This is a genomic window from Streptomyces sp. NPDC056883 (assembly GCF_042788835.1).
Classification (GTDB): domain Bacteria; phylum Actinomycetota; class Actinomycetes; order Streptomycetales; family Streptomycetaceae; genus Streptomyces; species Streptomyces stoeckheimensis.
Genome location: NZ_JBHUBS010000037.1, coordinates 24,411 through 38,773, shown reverse-complemented (window position 1 = coordinate 38,773; position 14,363 = coordinate 24,411). Strand labels below are relative to the sequence as shown.

The 14,363-nt window shown below is 73.0% G+C and carries 13 protein-coding genes; 8 read left to right on the top strand and 5 right to left on the bottom strand.

The annotated features are described in order from the left end of the window. The first annotated feature begins 131 nt into the window (after positions 1 to 131). Entirely contained in the window at positions 132 to 395 is a 264-nt protein-coding gene (locus tag ACFRU2_RS41405) for a hypothetical protein (protein WP_382981474.1), read from the top strand. Further along, the gene (locus ACFRU2_RS41400; RefSeq protein ID WP_382981473.1) at positions 392 to 778 is read left to right on the top strand and encodes a hypothetical protein; all 387 of its coding nucleotides are present in this window, start codon (positions 392 to 394) and stop codon (positions 776 to 778) included. Before ACFRU2_RS41405 ends, ACFRU2_RS41400 begins: the two co-directional genes overlap by 4 nt. An 11-nt stretch (positions 779 to 789) precedes the next feature. Here ACFRU2_RS41400 and ACFRU2_RS41395 read toward each other — a convergent pair whose 3' ends face one another. The 5 genes from ACFRU2_RS41395 to ACFRU2_RS41375 form a co-directional block, all read right to left on the bottom strand. Further along, complete coding sequence (locus ACFRU2_RS41395; RefSeq protein WP_382981472.1) at positions 790 to 2,100, bottom strand: DUF58 domain-containing protein; 1,311 nt, start codon at positions 2,098 to 2,100, stop codon at positions 790 to 792. After that, a complete protein-coding gene (locus ACFRU2_RS41390; RefSeq protein WP_382981471.1) occupies positions 2,100 to 3,062 on the bottom strand; it encodes an AAA family ATPase in 963 nt (320 codons plus the stop codon). The genes ACFRU2_RS41395 and ACFRU2_RS41390 overlap by 1 nt, the downstream gene beginning before the upstream one ends. Beyond that, complete coding sequence (locus ACFRU2_RS41385; RefSeq protein WP_382981470.1) at positions 3,059 to 4,366, bottom strand: DUF4350 domain-containing protein; 1,308 nt, start codon at positions 4,364 to 4,366, stop codon at positions 3,059 to 3,061. Before ACFRU2_RS41385 ends, ACFRU2_RS41390 begins: the two co-directional genes overlap by 4 nt. 218 nt (positions 4,367 to 4,584) lie before the next feature. After that, a complete protein-coding gene (locus tag ACFRU2_RS41380; protein WP_382981469.1) occupies positions 4,585 to 5,247 on the bottom strand; it encodes a DUF4129 domain-containing protein in 663 nt (220 codons plus the stop codon). Between the two features lie 7 nt (positions 5,248 to 5,254). Then, complete coding sequence (locus ACFRU2_RS41375) at positions 5,255 to 6,469, bottom strand: hypothetical protein (protein WP_382981468.1); 1,215 nt, start codon at positions 6,467 to 6,469, stop codon at positions 5,255 to 5,257. 254 nt (positions 6,470 to 6,723) lie between these two features. On the opposite strand from ACFRU2_RS41375, the gene mtrA reads away from it, so the two are divergent. The 6 genes from mtrA (at position 6,724) to ACFRU2_RS41345 (ending at position 14,270) form a co-directional block, all read left to right on the top strand. Continuing rightward, positions 6,724 to 7,413: a two-component system response regulator MtrA gene (gene mtrA / locus ACFRU2_RS41370; RefSeq protein WP_274552971.1), complete on the top strand. Its 690-nt coding sequence runs from the start codon at positions 6,724 to 6,726 to the stop codon at positions 7,411 to 7,413. A gap of 1 nt (position 7,414) precedes the next feature. Further along, the gene (gene mtrB / locus ACFRU2_RS41365; protein WP_382981467.1) at positions 7,415 to 9,508 is read left to right on the top strand and encodes an MtrAB system histidine kinase MtrB; all 2,094 of its coding nucleotides are present in this window, start codon (positions 7,415 to 7,417) and stop codon (positions 9,506 to 9,508) included. After that, on the top strand, positions 9,498 to 11,342 hold the full coding sequence (locus ACFRU2_RS41360) for an LpqB family beta-propeller domain-containing protein (RefSeq protein ID WP_382981466.1): 1,845 nt from the start codon (positions 9,498 to 9,500) through the stop codon (positions 11,340 to 11,342). Before mtrB ends, ACFRU2_RS41360 begins: the two co-directional genes overlap by 11 nt. Positions 11,343 to 11,423: 81 nt before the next feature. Then, positions 11,424 to 12,212 carry a ComF family protein gene (locus ACFRU2_RS41355; RefSeq protein ID WP_382981465.1) on the top strand — a complete coding sequence of 263 codons (789 nt, stop codon included), beginning with the start codon at positions 11,424 to 11,426 and terminating at the stop codon, positions 12,210 to 12,212. 359 nt (positions 12,213 to 12,571) lie between these two features. Next, on the top strand, positions 12,572 to 13,273 hold the full coding sequence (hpf, locus tag ACFRU2_RS41350; RefSeq protein ID WP_382981464.1) for a ribosome hibernation-promoting factor, HPF/YfiA family: 702 nt from the start codon (positions 12,572 to 12,574) through the stop codon (positions 13,271 to 13,273). Between the two features lie 268 nt (positions 13,274 to 13,541). Further along, on the top strand, positions 13,542 to 14,270 hold the full coding sequence (locus ACFRU2_RS41345) for a response regulator transcription factor (RefSeq protein WP_250751046.1): 729 nt from the start codon (positions 13,542 to 13,544) through the stop codon (positions 14,268 to 14,270). Positions 14,271 to 14,363 lie beyond the last annotated feature (93 nt).

Below are 14,363 nucleotides of genomic sequence, written 5' to 3'. Positions count from 1 at the left end.
GACCCTGTGGGAGAGTAGGACGCCGCCGAACAATCATTGTGGGAAAGCCCCGCACCAGCCCTTACGGGTTCGGTGCGGGGCTTTTCTGCGTTTACCCCTCGTGGATGTTTACGTCGGCGTATACTCGGGCCATGTCTGATGCCATGATCCGTGTGCCGGCCGAGGTGAGAGACCGCCTCGCCGTCATCGCAGAGTCCCGTGGGACGTCCATCCGGTCTCTGGTGCAGGAGTTTGCCGAGACGACGCTGACCGCAGAGGAGCGGCGGGAGCGGGCGGAGCGTGCCCGGGCCTACATGGCCGAGCACTTCGGGGTGGACGTGACCGATGAGGAGAGTGCGGCCATGGGGCGCAGGGTCCGTGAGGCCTTCGCCCGGCAGGGGGACGCTGCCGCGTGATCCAGCACCACCTCGTCCTGGACACGCCGTCGCTGTTGGCGCTGTCCGGGAATCGGCAGGTGTCCGCACTGATTCACCGTGCCTATCTCGATGCGGACACACGGTTGTGGGTGCCGGTGCTGTCGGTCCTCGAGGCCGACGTGGTTCTCGCGGGGATCGCCGAGCACATCGGGCAGCTAGACGTGATCCACATGCTCGACCTCGACTATCCGGCCGTCTTGGCTGTGGCAGAGATGCGCCGCGATGGAGTACCGGCCGGCATCGCAGCCGCCGTCCATGCCGCACGTCACCTTCCCGAGTGGGGCTCACAGGCACTGGTCGCCACGGTCGAGCCGAAGGCCTATGCGGGGCAGGGAGTGGGCGTCTTCGATCTGAATCGCTGAGCCTTCGCTCCTCAGAGGCGGCCGGCGGCCTTCAGGGCCAGGTAGGTGTCGGCCAGGGCCGGGGCCAGGGTGTCGGGGGTGGCGTCGACCACGTGGACGCCGTGGCGGGTGAGCTGGTCCGCCGTGCGGCGGCGGGCCGACTGGGACTGGGTGCCCGCCGCGGCTTCGTAGACGGCCTCCACGGTGCCGCGGGACTTCGTCATCTCCGCCACGTGGGGGTCGGAGACCGAGGCCAGGAGGACCGTGTGGCGCTGGGTGAGGCGGGGGAGGAGCGGGAGCAGGCCCTCTTCGACGGGGGCCGCGTCCAGGCTGGTCAGGAGGACCACCAGGGAGCGGCGCGGGGCGCTGCGCAGGATGGTGGAGACCAGGGTGCGGGAATCCGTCTCGACCAGTTCCGGTTCGAGAGTGGCCATCGCGTTCACGAAGGCGGGCAGGGTGTCGGCCGCCGAGCGGGCCTGGACCTGGGCGCGGAGGCGGCGGTCGTGGGCCAGGAGGTCCACGCGGTCGCCCGCGCGGGTGGCCAGCGCGGTGAGGAGCAGGGCCGCGTCCATCGCCGAGTCGAGGCGCGGGGCGTCGCCGACGCGGCCGGCCGCGGTGCGGCCGGTGTCGAGGCAGATCAAGATGGAGCGGTCGCGTTCCGGGCGCCAGGTCCGGACGGCGACCTTGTGCTGGCGGGCGGTGGCCCGCCAGTCGATGGAACGGGTGTCGTCGCCCGGTACGTAGTCGCGCAGGCTGTCGAACTCCGTGCCCTCACCGCGGGTCAGGACGCTGGTGCGGCCGTCGAGTTCGCGCAGGCGGGCGAGGCGGGAGGGGAGGTGTTTGCGGCTCGCGAAGGGCGGCAGGACGCGGACCGTCCAGGGGACGGTGTGGTGGCCCTGGCGGGCCAGCAGGCCGAGCGGGCCGTACGAGCGGATCGTGACGCGGGCCGCCTGGCGGTCGCCGCGGCGGGTGGGCCGCAGCCGGGTGGTGAGGCGGCGGCGTTCGCCCGGCGGGACGGTCAGGGCGTGGCGGGAGGCCTCGACTTCCGTCCCGGGGAGCCAGCTGCTCGGGGGCCAGGCGTCGCGGATGCGGGCGCGGAGCCTGCGGGGGGAGGGGTTGGTGATCGTGAGGTGGACGTCGGCGGATTCGCCGAGGCGTACCGACGTGTCGCCGGAGCGGGCCAGTTGGAGCGGGCGGACCGGGGCCGCGAGGGCGTAGTCGATCGCGCAGGCCAGGGCGATGGGGGCGTTGACCGCCAGCATCCCCGTCCAGCTCGGTCCGAGGATGCCGACGGGGATGCTGCCGAGGGCCGCGAGCAGGGCGGCGCGTCCGGTGAACGCCATCAGCGCGGGACGGGGACGTGGGTGAGGATGGCGGTGATGACCGCGTCGGCCGTGACGCCCTCCATCTCGGCCTCGGGGCGCAGTTGGACGCGGTGGCGCAGGGTCGGCAGGGCGAGGGCCTTCACGTCGTCGGGGGTGACGTAGTCGCGTCCCACGAGCCAGGCCCAGGCGCGGGCGGTGGCCAGCAGCGCGGTGGCGCCGCGCGGGGAGACGCCGAGGGTGAGGGAGGGGGATTCGCGGGTGGCGCGGCAGATGTCGACGACGTACGCGGTGATCTCGGGGGAGACGGCGGTGGCCTCGACGGCCTTGCGGGCGGCGTCCAGTTCGGCGGGGCCGGCGACGGCGCGGAGGCCGGCGGAGTGCAGGTCGCGGGGGTTGAAGCCGGCCGCGTGGCGGGTCAGTACGCCGATCTCGTCCTCGCGGGAGGGGAGGGGGACGGTGAGCTTCAGGAGGAAGCGGTCGAGCTGGGCCTCGGGGAGGGGGTACGTGCCCTCGTACTCGACCGGGTTCATGGTGGCGGCGACGAGGAACGGCTCCGGGAGCTTGCGGGGCGTGCCGTCGACGGTGACCTGGCGCTCCTCCATCGCTTCGAGGAGGGAGGACTGGGTCTTGGGGGGCGTGCGGTTGATCTCGTCGGCGAGGAGCAGGTTGGTGAAGACCGGGCCGTTCTGGAAGGAGAACTCCGCGGTGCGGGCGTCGTAGACGAGGGAGCCGGTGACGTCGCTCGGCATCAGGTCGGGGGTGAACTGGACGCGCTTGGTGTCGAGTTCGAGGGAGGCGGCGAGTGCCCGTACGAGGAGGGTCTTCGCGACGCCGGGGACGCCTTCGAGGAGGACGTGGCCGCGGCAGAGGAGGGCTACGACGAGGCCGGTGACGGCGGAGTCCTGGCCGACCACGGCCTTGCCGATCTCGGTGCGGAGCGCCTCCAGGGCGGAGCGGGCGCTGTCCGTGGTGGCCGTCATGAGGTGCGGACCTCCCTTTCGAGGGCGTCGAGGTGGTCGGCGAGCGCGATGAGCGCCGCGTCGGTGGTGGGGGTCGTGCCGAAGAGCAGGGTGGCCGGGTCGTGCGGGGGGCCGGCCGTGAGGCGGGCCGCGACCGCGGGGACCAGGGAGGCCGGATCGTGGGCCTGGGCGGCCGGTACGCCGACCAGTGCGGCCAGGCGTTCGCGGGCGGCGGCGCGCAGCACGGTGGCCGCGCGGTCGCGGGCGTCGGCCTTGCGGTACAGGCGGGCGCGGCCCTCGGTGGCCTCGGAGGCGCGGACGAGGACGGGCAGGCGTTCGGTGACGAGCGGGCCGAGGCGGCGGGCGCGCCAGAGGGCGGCGACGGCGGCGGCGAGGAACAGCTGGAGCAGGGCCCAGCTCCAGCCGGCGGGGATCAGGTCGAGGAAGCTCTGCTCCTCGCCGGTGCGGTCGCCTTCGGTGCTGCCGTCGGCGAGGGACGGCAGGTACCAGACGAGGTGCGGGCGGGAGCCGAGGAGTTGGAGCGCGAGGGAGGCGTTGCCCTCTTCGGCGAGGGTCTTGTTGAGGAAGATGCCCTCGGAGCCGAGGAGGACGGTGTCGCCGCCGCGGATGCCGGTGGGCAGGACGAGGAGCGTGGGGTGGCCGGCGCTGGGGTAGCAGCCGGTGGCTCCGGTGCTGCTGGTGGTGTAGCGGTGGCCGCCGCCGGTGGCGGCGCGGCCCGCGGTGGTGGCGGCGGGGAGGGTGCAGGTGCTGCCCGGGTCGAGGTGCGCGTCGGGGGCGGGGGAGTCGCCGTCGATGCGGGTGCCGGGGGCCAGGGCGGGGAGGCTGAGGGTGCTGGGGGCGAGCAGGACGGTCCGGCCGCCGGAGAGGTCGATCGCGGTGCGGATGTCGCGGAGCTGGGTGTCCCCGAGCCGGTCGGGGTCGGTGACCAGCAGGGTGGTGTCGGGGCCGGCGGCGTCGGCGGCTTCCGCGGCGGTGGTGACGACCCGGGTGGTGACCCCGCGTTCCTTGAGCAGCTCGGCCACGGCCCGGCTGCCGGAGGGGTCGGCGGAACGGGGGTCGAGGTAGCCGTGCCGGGCACCGGAGTTGAGGGCGGCGAGGGCCAGCCCGGCGGTGAGGAGCACCGCGAGCGCGAGGAGGAACCCGCGGGAGCGGGTCCAGAGGTCCCGGGGCCGGGTGCGGGTGCCTCCGGCGGTTGCACGGGGGGTGGTGGCGGCCGTGCCGGGTACAGCGGCTCCGGCTCCGCCGAGAGCGGGGGCCGGGGCCCCGGCGGGGTGGTGGGCGCTGCTCGCTGCCGCGTGGATCAAGGGTGTGTGGGCCGAGCCGGGGGCGGGGTGGGCCGTGCCCGGTCCCTCGCTCGGGCGTGCTGCCGGGTCCACCGGGGGCGCGGGGGCGGCACCGGGGGCGGGGTGGGCCGTGCCCGGGGCCCCGCCCGGTCCGTCGACTCCCTCGCCCGGAGGTGTGGGAGCCGTGCCGGGGGTCGGGTGGCTCGGGTTCGGGGGGTCTGGGTTTGGGTTTGGGGTGGTCATGCGGTGGGGCCCGTCAGGAGGGGCTTGGTGTGGGACAGGGCCTGGTCCAGGGTGGTGAGGGCGGCGTACATCTCGGGGGTCGCCGGGTGGGCGCCGTAGGTGACGTCGTCGAAGGTGCGTGCCGCCGTGCGCAGGGCCGTGGCGTGGGACGGGAGGGAGACGGCCGCTTCGGCCGCCGCCTCGTCCGCGGTGCGGCCCGGGCGGGGGTCGAGGAGGGTGCGCTCCTCCAGGGAGCGGACCACGGCGCGCATGCGCTCCTGGACGGCTTCGCTCCAGCGGCCCTCGCCGGCCAGGGACTCGGCGGTGGCGCGGTGGTCCGCCGCGCTGCGGATGCCGTCGTCGAAGAGGGTGCCCGCGGCGCGCGTGGCCGTACGGCGGGGGGCGCCCAGGCGCCACCACAGGGCGGCGACGACGAGGAGGGCGAAGACGGCGACGGCCAGCAGGCCGAGGGCTCCGCCCGGGGTCGCGCCGGAGGCGCGGTCGAAGAGGTCCCCGACCCAGTCCCAGAAGCGGTTCAGGGCCCTTTCGAACAGCCCCGGGTCGTTCTCGTGGTACGCGGGTTTCGCCAGCTCGGCGCGGGCCGCCTCGCGGGCGGCCTCGCGGCCGATGGTGATGGGTGGGGTGGGTGGTGGTGTGAGCAGGCCCCCCGTGCTCCTCATTCCCGCGTCAGCCTCCGGTCGGCGGCGTGGTCGTGCCGTAGTTCTCGATGCCCGCCGCCCGGGCCAGCTCCAGGTCGAGGGCCTCGCGGCGGATGCGCTGGTCGACGTAGAGGAGGACCGTGACGCCCGACTGGATCGGCATGGTGATCGCCAGGGCGATGATCCCGCCGACGGCCGTGCTGATCAGGTAGCCCCAGCTCGTGGTTCCGGTGCCGTCGGCCATGCCTTCGAGGCCGCCGCCGAACACCAGGCCGCCGACGAGGGTGAGGGGGAGGACGATCAGGCCCGCGACGAAGGTCGTGATGATGCCGGTGAGGACGGTGATGCCGAAGATCCGCCACCAGGAGCCCTTGACCAGCTTGGACGAGCGGACGAAGGCCTTGCGGACCGTCGCCTTCTCCAGCATCAGGGCGGGCGAGGCCAGGGAGAACTTGATCCAGAGCCAGAGGATCACGCCGAGGGCGATGAGACCGCCGAGGGCGGCGAGGGGGGCCTGTCCGGCGAGGGCGCCGGGCAGGACCAGCACGGTGAAGAGGAGGGCCGAGCCGAGGCCCAGGAGGAGGGTCAGGCCGAACAGCCGGGCCAGCTGCGGGCGGGCCTCGCGCCAGGCGGTGCCGATGGAGGAGCCGTGGCCGAGCACCGCGCGGCTGAAGATCATGGTGAGCATCGCGGTGGCCACGATGGCTCCGATGAGCTGGATGAACCCGTCCGCCGCGGACATGGCCGCGAAGGAACCGAGGGCGTCGATCTGCTCGTCCAGGGGTGCGTCGCTCGACTGGTCCAGTACGACGTCGGCGAAGGCGTACTTCTGCAGGAGCACGCTCGCCAGCTGGACGACGACGGCCACGGCCAGGGTGATGGGCAGTACCGCGCGCCAGTGCTTGCGCATGGTGGTGACGGCACCGTCGAGGATCTCGCCGATCCCGAGCGGGCGCAGCGGGATCACGCCAGGCTTGACCGCCTGGGGCTGGTTGCCCCAGCCGCCGGGGTTGCCGCCGCCTTGCGCGCCCCAGCCCGCGCCCGGCTGGGGGGCCGCGGGGGGCTGCTGCTGCGGGTTGGGCGGGGTCTGGCCCGGGGTCGGGCTCGACCACTGGCCGGGGGGCGGCTGCTCGGCGGACCATTTGGAATCGCCGGAACCGCCCGCGGGCGGCTGCGTACCGTGGGAGCCCTCACCGTCGGACGGGGAGGATCCGGGCGTAGCCCAGCCCGGAGAGTCGTTCATCGTCGCTCCTTCACGTGCACTGCGGGGTGCGGGGCGCTTGGTCCGGCTGCCATCGTGCCATGTGACAACCTCGAACGGACCAGACGTCCCGAACGGACCAGGGGGTCTCCTGCATCCCGGGACGTTCGCGCCTTCGTACGTCGGCCGGATCCGGGGCACACTGGGCGTCCTGATCTCCACGCAGGTCCGAGGGACGATTTCCAGCCCCTTTGGCTGTGGGACAGCTCACCGCCGGGTAACGATTAGCTAATGGGATGATGTCAACCATGAAGGGACGCGTCCTTGTCGTCGACGACGACACCGCGCTGGCCGAGATGCTCGGCATTGTGCTGCGTGGAGAAGGTTTTGAGCCGTCGTTCGTAGCGGACGGCGACAAGGCACTGGCTGCCTTCCGGGAGGCGAAGCCGGATCTCGTGCTGCTCGACCTCATGCTGCCCGGTAGGGACGGCATAGAGGTGTGCAGGCTGATCCGCGCCGAGTCGGGCGTACCGATCGTCATGCTCACCGCCAAGAGCGACACCGTGGACGTGGTCGTGGGCCTGGAGTCCGGGGCCGACGACTACATCGTCAAGCCGTTCAAGCCGAAGGAGCTGGTGGCCCGCATCCGGGCCCGCCTGCGCCGTTCGGAAGAGCCTGCGCCCGAGCAGCTGACCATCGGTGACCTGGTCATCGACGTGGCCGGGCACTCGGTCAAGCGGGAAGGCGCCTCGATCGCCCTGACCCCGCTCGAGTTCGACCTGCTGGTCGCGCTCGCCCGCAAGCCCTGGCAGGTCTTCACCCGCGAGGTGCTGCTGGAACAGGTCTGGGGCTACCGCCACGCGGCCGACACCCGCCTGGTCAACGTGCACGTCCAGCGACTGCGCTCCAAGGTCGAGAAGGACCCGGAGCGCCCCGAGATCGTCGTGACCGTGCGCGGGGTCGGCTACAAGGCCGGACCGAGCTGACATGACACCCGGCAAGCCCCGTGGCCGCTCCCGCTGGGGAGCGCTGCGGGGCGGCCGGCCGCTCCGTCTCGACGCGGTAGGAGCGCCCGGCGGCCCCGTGCTGCGGCTGTTCGTACGCCTCGTGCGCCGGCCGTTGCTTCCGGCTGTCCGGCTGTGGCGGCGCAACATCCAGCTCCGGGTGGTCGCCGCCACCCTGCTGATCTCCCTCGCCGTGGTCCTCGCCCTCGGGTTCGTGGTCATCGCGCAGGTCAGCAAGGGCCTCCTCGACGCCAAGGAGGAGGCCGCGCAGAGCCAGGCCGCGGGCGGCTTCGCGGTCGCACAGGAGAAGGCCAACACGCCCTATACGGCGGACGGGCCCGACGCCTCCGACAACAAGGTCGGCCGGGACGCCAGTACCTGGATGAACTCCCTGGTCAAACAGCTCGCCAGTGGCGGGCAGAGCGCCTTCGAGGTGGCGGCGCTGGGCGCCGGCAGCGGAACCGGCGAGGAACGGCCGGCCCGCGGAGCCCTCGGCGGCGTCCGCGGAGCCCGCGCCTCCGGCAACGTGGACCCGAACGCCAGCGTGCCGCTGGGGCTGCGCCGCAACGTCAACCACGCGACCGGCGCCTTCAAGACCTTCTCGCAGATCCGCTACACCGACGCCGGGGACAAGCTGCCCGAGCCCGCGCTCGTCATCGGCAAGCGGCTCACCGACATCAACGGCGACCCGTACGACCTGTACTATCTCTTCCCGCTCACCCAGGAGGAGGAGTCCCTCAACCTGGTCAAGGTCACCATCGCCACCGCCGGGCTGTTCGTCGTGGTCCTCCTCGGCGGGATCGCCTGGCTGGTCGTGCGCCAGGTCGTCACCCCCGTCCGGATGGCCGCGGGGATCGCCGAGCGGCTCTCGGCGGGGCGGCTCCAGGAGCGGATGAAGGTCACCGGCGAGGACGACATCGCCCGCCTGGGCGAGGCCTTCAACAAGATGGCCCAGAACCTCCAGAACAAGATCGTGCAGCTGGAGGACCTCTCCCGGCTGCAGCGCCGCTTCGTCTCGGACGTCTCCCACGAGCTGCGCACCCCGCTCACCACGGTGCGGATGGCCGCCGACCTCATCTACGACGCCCGCGAGGACTTCGACCCGGTCACCGCGCGCTCCGCCGAGCTCCTCGCCGGGCAGCTCGACCGTTTCGAGTCGCTGCTGGCCGACCTGCTGGAGATCAGCCGGTTCGATGCGGGCGCCGCCGCCCTGGAGGCGGAGCCGGTCGACCTGCGGGACGTCGTACGCCGCGTCATCGACGGGGCCCAGCCGCTCGCCGATCACAAGCACACCCGGATCCGCGTCCTCGGAGACACCCAGCCGGTGATAGCCGAGGCCGACGCCCGGCGCGTGGAGCGGGTCCTGCGCAACCTGGTCGTCAACGCCGTCGAGCACGGCGAGGGCCGCGACGTGGTCGTCCGGCTCGCCTCGGCGGGCGGGGCCGTGGCCGTGGCCGTACGGGACTACGGCGTCGGGCTCAAGCCCGGCGAGGCCACCCGCGTCTTCAACCGCTTCTGGCGGGCTGACCCGGCGCGGGCGCGCACGACCGGCGGTACCGGCCTCGGCCTGTCCATCGCCGTCGAGGACGCCCGGTTGCACGGAGGCTGGCTCCAGGCGTGGGGCGAGCCCGGCGGCGGCTCGCAGTTCCGCCTGACGCTGCCGCGCACGGCCGACGAGCCGCTGCGCGGGTCTCCGATCCCGCTGGAGCCCGAGGACTCCCGGGCCAACCGGGCCAGGGCCGCGGCGGAGGGCTCCGCGGCCGCCGGGCAGCGGGCGCAGGAGGCGCAGCAGGCGGGGCGCGGCGACCGGGCGCCGATGCCGCCCAGGTCGCCCGTTGCGGGTGCGGTGCCGGTACCGGCCGACCCGACGGCTCTGCCGGGCAACGGGGCGCGGGTCGTGACCCGGCCGGGGCCGGCGGAGCAGGGGCACGGTTCCGGGGGCGGGGCGGCGGGCACGCGGTCCGGCGGGACGGCGGGAGCAACCGACCGAGAGGGTGGCAGCGGTGGAGCGGGCGGAGCCGGCGGAACCGGCGCAGCGGGTGGATCGGGCGGAGCGGGTGGATCGCATGGGTGCTGAGCCGGGCCGGTCGCGCCGGCCCGCGCCGCGCGCCCTCAGCGCCCTCAGGGCCTGCGCCGTCGGGGCGGCAGGGCTGCTGCTCGCCGGCTGCGCCTCGATGCCCGACCACGGCGAGGTCCGGCCGGTGGAGGCCTCCCAGGGCGTCGACTCGCAGGTCCGCGTGTTCGGTGTGCCGCCGGCCGACAAGGCCAGTCCGCAGGAGATCGTCGACGGCTTCCTGGAGGCCATGACCAGCGATGATCCGCAGCTCCAGACCGCCCGCAAGTACCTCACCGAGGACGCGGCGAAGAACTGGAAGCCCGGAGCGGCCGTCACCGTGCTCGCCGCCGGCCTCGACCGGTTCTCCGTACAGGGCGAGAAGGACCCGGCGGCGCCCCGGTTCAAGATCACGGGCAAGATGCTGGCCACGGTGGACGAGCGCAGCGCGTACCAGCCGGAGACCGGCGACCGGCGCTACGAGGAGTTCCTCCAGCTCCAGCAGAAGGACGGCCAGTGGCGGATCGCGACCCCGCCCAGCAGCCTGGTGCTGAGCGAGTCCGACTTCCAGCGCATCTACCGGCCCGTCAACAAGTACTACTTCGCGGGGTCCACGCTCGTCGCCGACCCCGTCTACGTGCGCCAGCGCAGCGACCCCGACTCCCGGATGGACCCCACCACCCAGACCGTCACCTCGCTGCTCGAAGGCCCCTCCAAGTGGCTCGGGCCGGTCGTCGCCTCCAGCTTCCCCACCGGCACCCGGTTGCGCGAAGGCACCAAGTCGCTCTCGGTCGACGGCCAGAACTCGCTGCGGGTACCGCTGAGCGAGCAGGTGGACAACACCCGTGAGCCGCTGTGCCAGCGGATGGCCACCCAGATCCTGTACACGGTCAAGGACGTGACGGGCTCCCGGGTCGACCGGGTCGACCTCCTGCGCTCCGACGGCACCACGCTGTGCCAGGTGACCGAGGTGGACGCCGCCACGATCGCCAACCGGCCGCCCTCGCCCAACCACCAGTACTACGTGGACGCGGAGGACCGGCTCCAGCGGCTCAGCCTGGACCCCAACCGCGAGGAGCAGCAGGACCCGCCGACACCGGCTCCCGGGCCGCTGGCCGGGAACCCGGCCTTCAAGGTGGGCTCCGCGGCCGTGGCCTACGACGAGAAGCGTGCCGCGGTGGTCTCCGAGGACGGGCACGGGCTCTACGTGGTCAACCTGACCACCGCCGGAGCGATGCCGCCGCCGCTGCTGACCGGCAAGGGGGCCAAGCCCAACGGGCTCGCCACCCCGACGTGGGACGCGGCGGGCGACCTGTGGGTCGCCGACCCCGACCCGCAGGACCCGACGCTGTGGCGGATCCCCGGCGGTACCGGGGCACCCGAACGGGTCGAGGTGTCCGGCCTGGCCGGCGGGCGGATCACCGGGGTGAAGGCCTCGCCCGACGGGGTGCGGATCGCGCTGGTGGTGGCCAAGGAGAGCCGCAAGTCCCTGTACACCGGGCGGATCGAGCGGCCCGACGGGAAGGGCGACGCCTCGCCGGTCTCGGTGCGCGAGCTGCGCCCGGCCGCTCCGCAGCTGGCGGACGTGACGGCGATGAGCTGGGCGCCGCGGGGACGGCTGCTGGTGGTGGGCCGGGAGAGCGGCATGGTCGTGCAGGCCCGCTACCTGCTGGCCGACGGCTCGATGGTCGGGGCCGGGCTGCCCGGGGCGACCGGGCTGGTGGCCGTCGCGGCGAGCGAGGACGAGAAGAAGCCGGTGGTCGCGGAGTCGCTGGAGGACGGCATCGTGTGGCTGCCGCCGGGGGCGCAGTGGCGCACGGTGGTGGCCGGCGGACGGGCTCCGATCTACCCGGGCTGACGGCGGCGGGCGGTGGGCCGGGCCCCGGTGGTTGTCCACAGGGGTGGCGGGGTGCCGTCCGCGCCCGGCAGGGTGAATGCCATGCGGGAGTGGTGGCGGGTGCTGGCCGGTGAGCTCGGCGGCCTGGTGCTGCCGGCCGGGTGCGCCGGCTGCGGTGCCGGGCGTTCGGTGCTGTGCGGAGCCTGCCGGTCGGCGCTCAGTGGGGCCGGGGCGGGCCCGGTACGGCCGTCTCCGTGCCCGGCGGGGCTGCCCGTGGTCCATGCGGCCACCGCGTACCGGGAGGCCGTACGAGCCGTCGTACTGGCCCACAAGGAGCGCGGCGCGCTGCCGCTGGCCGCCGTCCTGGGCGCCGCCCTGGCGGCTGCGGTCCGCGCGGGCGGGGCCGGCGGTGCGGGCGGGGCCGGGGGAGGGGGCGTGGCACTGGTTCCCGTGCCCTCCGCGCGGCACCGGGTGCGGGCGCGCGGGCACGATCCGGCGCGCAGGATCGCGCTGGCCGCCTCGGCGCGGCTGCGGCGGGAGGGCGTGCCCGCGCGCGTGACGCCCGTACTGCGGCTGCGGCGGGCGGTGGCCGACCAGGCGGGCCTGGGGGCGGTGCAGCGCCGGGAGAACCTCGCCGGGGCCCTGGAGGCGCGGCCCGGAGCCGGCCGGGTGACGGGGTGGGCGGCCCGGATCGTCATCGTGGACGACCTCGTCACCACCGGATCCACCCTGGTGGAGGCGGCGCGGGCACTGCGCGCGGCCGGGATCGGGGCGCCGGGCGGGGCGGCCGGGGCCGCGGCTCTGGTGGCCGCCGTGGTGGCGGCGCCGGCGGACTCCTTCGTGCGCCGCGGGCCGGGTGCAACTCGTACAGACCAAAAAACGTGTGAATAGATTTGGAACTGGAAGGGAAGGCGCATCGTTGCAGGTAGTAAGAGGGAACGGCCACCTGAACGGAGGTACGTTCCGGTAGCGGGTGCCGACAACCGGCATAGAGGGATATGTTCGGTTGTAAGGAATTGGCGAACCTTGGGCCCCACGCATCGGAGCGCATGTTTCGAGCGTCTGTACGTTTCGGAAACTTCGTGTCAGAGGTTGTCCCTCGACTCCGAAGTCGGTGGGGTGTAGATCTTGCCGATGGGGGAGGAGGAGGTGGAAGTCGCCAAGTCCGAGGCTCCGGTGTTCACCGGGGTCTGGTGCGAAAGGGAGACGCCCCGCCCCTGAGGCGGAGCTATCCGGGAACGGAGTTCTGCGTGGACATCGTCGTCAAGGGCCGTAAGACCGAGGTGCCCGACCGGTTCCGCAAGCACGTGGCCGAGAAGCTGAATCCGGAGCGGATCCAGAAGCTCGACGCCAAGGTGATCAGCTTGGACGTCGAGGTGTCCAAGGAGCACAACCCGCGCCAGGCCGACCGTTCCGACCGCGTGGAGATCACCCTGCGTTCGCGGGGCCCGGTGATTCGTGCCGAAGCCGCCGCCGCCGACCCGTATGCGGCGCTCGACCTCGCTCAGGACAAGCTGGAGGCCCGGCTGCGCAAGCAGCACGACAAGCGCTACACCCGCCGTGGAGCGGGCCGTCTGTCGGCGGCGGAGGTCGCCGACGTGGTGCCGGGTGCCGCGACCCTGAACGGCAGCGGTGAGCCCGTCAACGGCGAGAAGGCGGACGCGATTCCGACCGTTCGGATCGGATCGCTGGAAGTGCAGGGCGAAGGCCCGCTCATCGTTCGCGAGAAGACCCACTCGGCCGCACCCATGTCGCTCGACCAGGCCCTGTACGAGATGGAACTGGTCGGTCACGACTTCTATCTGTTCGTCGATTCCGACACCAAGATGCCGAGCGTCGTCTACCGGCGCCACGGTTACGACTACGGCGTGATCCACCTCGACGCCTCCGACGCCGCCTCCAGCTCGGGTGAGTTCGACGGCGCGGGAGCGGGTGGCGCGCTCGGAGGCTGAGCGCTGATTCCGGACTGATTCCGGACTGATTCCGGACTGGATCCGGAGGTTCGTGCGGTGCCGGTGTGGTGCCCCCGCGTTCGCCCAGGCGGGCGCGGGGGCACTCGTGTGAGGTGACGGCTGCGAAACGGTGGCTTGTATGGGTCGGCCGGTAACCGTCGGCCCCCGTTCGGTTACTCGGGCATGGAATCATGTCGGGCAGTCAGCCGGCGGCCGCTCTCGTCGGATTGACCCAGCAGCTCAGCACCGTGGTGCAGGGGGAGGAACGATGGCCGACAGCTTCGGGCCGGTGCGCGACGACAACGGTGCGGGCTGCCGTGAGGAGGACCGGGTGGCAGAGCCGATCCGGGTGCTCGTGGTCGACGACCACGCGCTGTTCCGGCGGGGGCTGGAGATCGTCCTCGCGCAGGAGGAGGACATCCAGGTCGTCGGCGAGGCGGGTGACGGGGCGGAGGCCGTGGACAAGGCGGCGGATCTGCTGCCCGACATCGTGCTGATGGACGTGCGGATGCCGCGCCGGGGCGGGATCGAGGCGTGCACCTCGATCAAGGAGGTGGCGCCCTCCGCGAAGATCATCATGCTGACGATCAGCGACGAGGAGGCGGACCTCTACGACGCGATCAAGGCGGGAGCCACCGGGTACCTGCTGAAGGAGATCTCCACGGACGAGGTCGCCACGGCGATCCGGGCGGTGGCGGACGGGCAGTCGCAGATCAGTCCGTCGATGGCGTCGAAGCTGCTGACGGAATTCAAGTCGATGATCCAGCGGACGGACGAGCGGCGGTTGGTGCCGGCGCCGCGGCTGACGGATCGGGAGCTCGAGGTCTTGAAGCTGGTGGCCACCGGGATGAACAACCGCGACATCGCGAAGGAGTTGTTCATCTCCGAGAACACCGTGAAGAACCACGTGCGGAACATTCTGGAGAAGCTGCAGCTGCACTCCAGGATGGAGGCGGTGGTGTACGCGATGCGGGAGAAGATCCTCGAGATCCGGTAGGTCCCGGTGCCGGGTGCGGGTGGGTGGCCCTGCGGGGCTGTCCCCTACCCGCCCTTCCACCGTTCCCAGGGCTCCGCCCTGACCCGTCCGGCC

What these genes read in the sequence shown, in the direction of transcription:
- ACFRU2_RS41405 (WP_382981474.1), top strand. Translation starts at nt 132, where the DNA reads ATGTCTGATGCCATGATCCGTGTGCCGGCCGAGGTGAGAGACCGCCTC.
- mtrB (WP_382981467.1), top strand. Translation starts at nt 7,415, where the DNA reads ATGACACCCGGCAAGCCCCGTGGCCGCTCCCGCTGGGGAGCGCTGCGG.
- ACFRU2_RS41375 (WP_382981468.1), bottom strand. Translation starts at nt 6,469, where the DNA reads ATGAACGACTCTCCGGGCTGGGCTACGCCCGGATCCTCCCCGTCCGAC.
- ACFRU2_RS41345 (WP_250751046.1), top strand. Translation starts at nt 13,542, where the DNA reads ATGGCCGACAGCTTCGGGCCGGTGCGCGACGACAACGGTGCGGGCTGC.
- ACFRU2_RS41355 (WP_382981465.1), top strand. Translation starts at nt 11,424, where the DNA reads ATGCGGGAGTGGTGGCGGGTGCTGGCCGGTGAGCTCGGCGGCCTGGTG.
- ACFRU2_RS41390 (WP_382981471.1), bottom strand. Translation starts at nt 3,062, where the DNA reads ATGACGGCCACCACGGACAGCGCCCGCTCCGCCCTGGAGGCGCTCCGC.
- mtrA (WP_274552971.1), top strand. Translation starts at nt 6,724, where the DNA reads ATGATGTCAACCATGAAGGGACGCGTCCTTGTCGTCGACGACGACACC.
- ACFRU2_RS41395 (WP_382981472.1), bottom strand. Translation starts at nt 2,100, where the DNA reads ATGGCGTTCACCGGACGCGCCGCCCTGCTCGCGGCCCTCGGCAGCATC.
- ACFRU2_RS41360 (WP_382981466.1), top strand. Translation starts at nt 9,498, where the DNA reads ATGGGTGCTGAGCCGGGCCGGTCGCGCCGGCCCGCGCCGCGCGCCCTC.
- ACFRU2_RS41380 (WP_382981469.1), bottom strand. Translation starts at nt 5,247, where the DNA reads ATGAGGAGCACGGGGGGCCTGCTCACACCACCACCCACCCCACCCATC.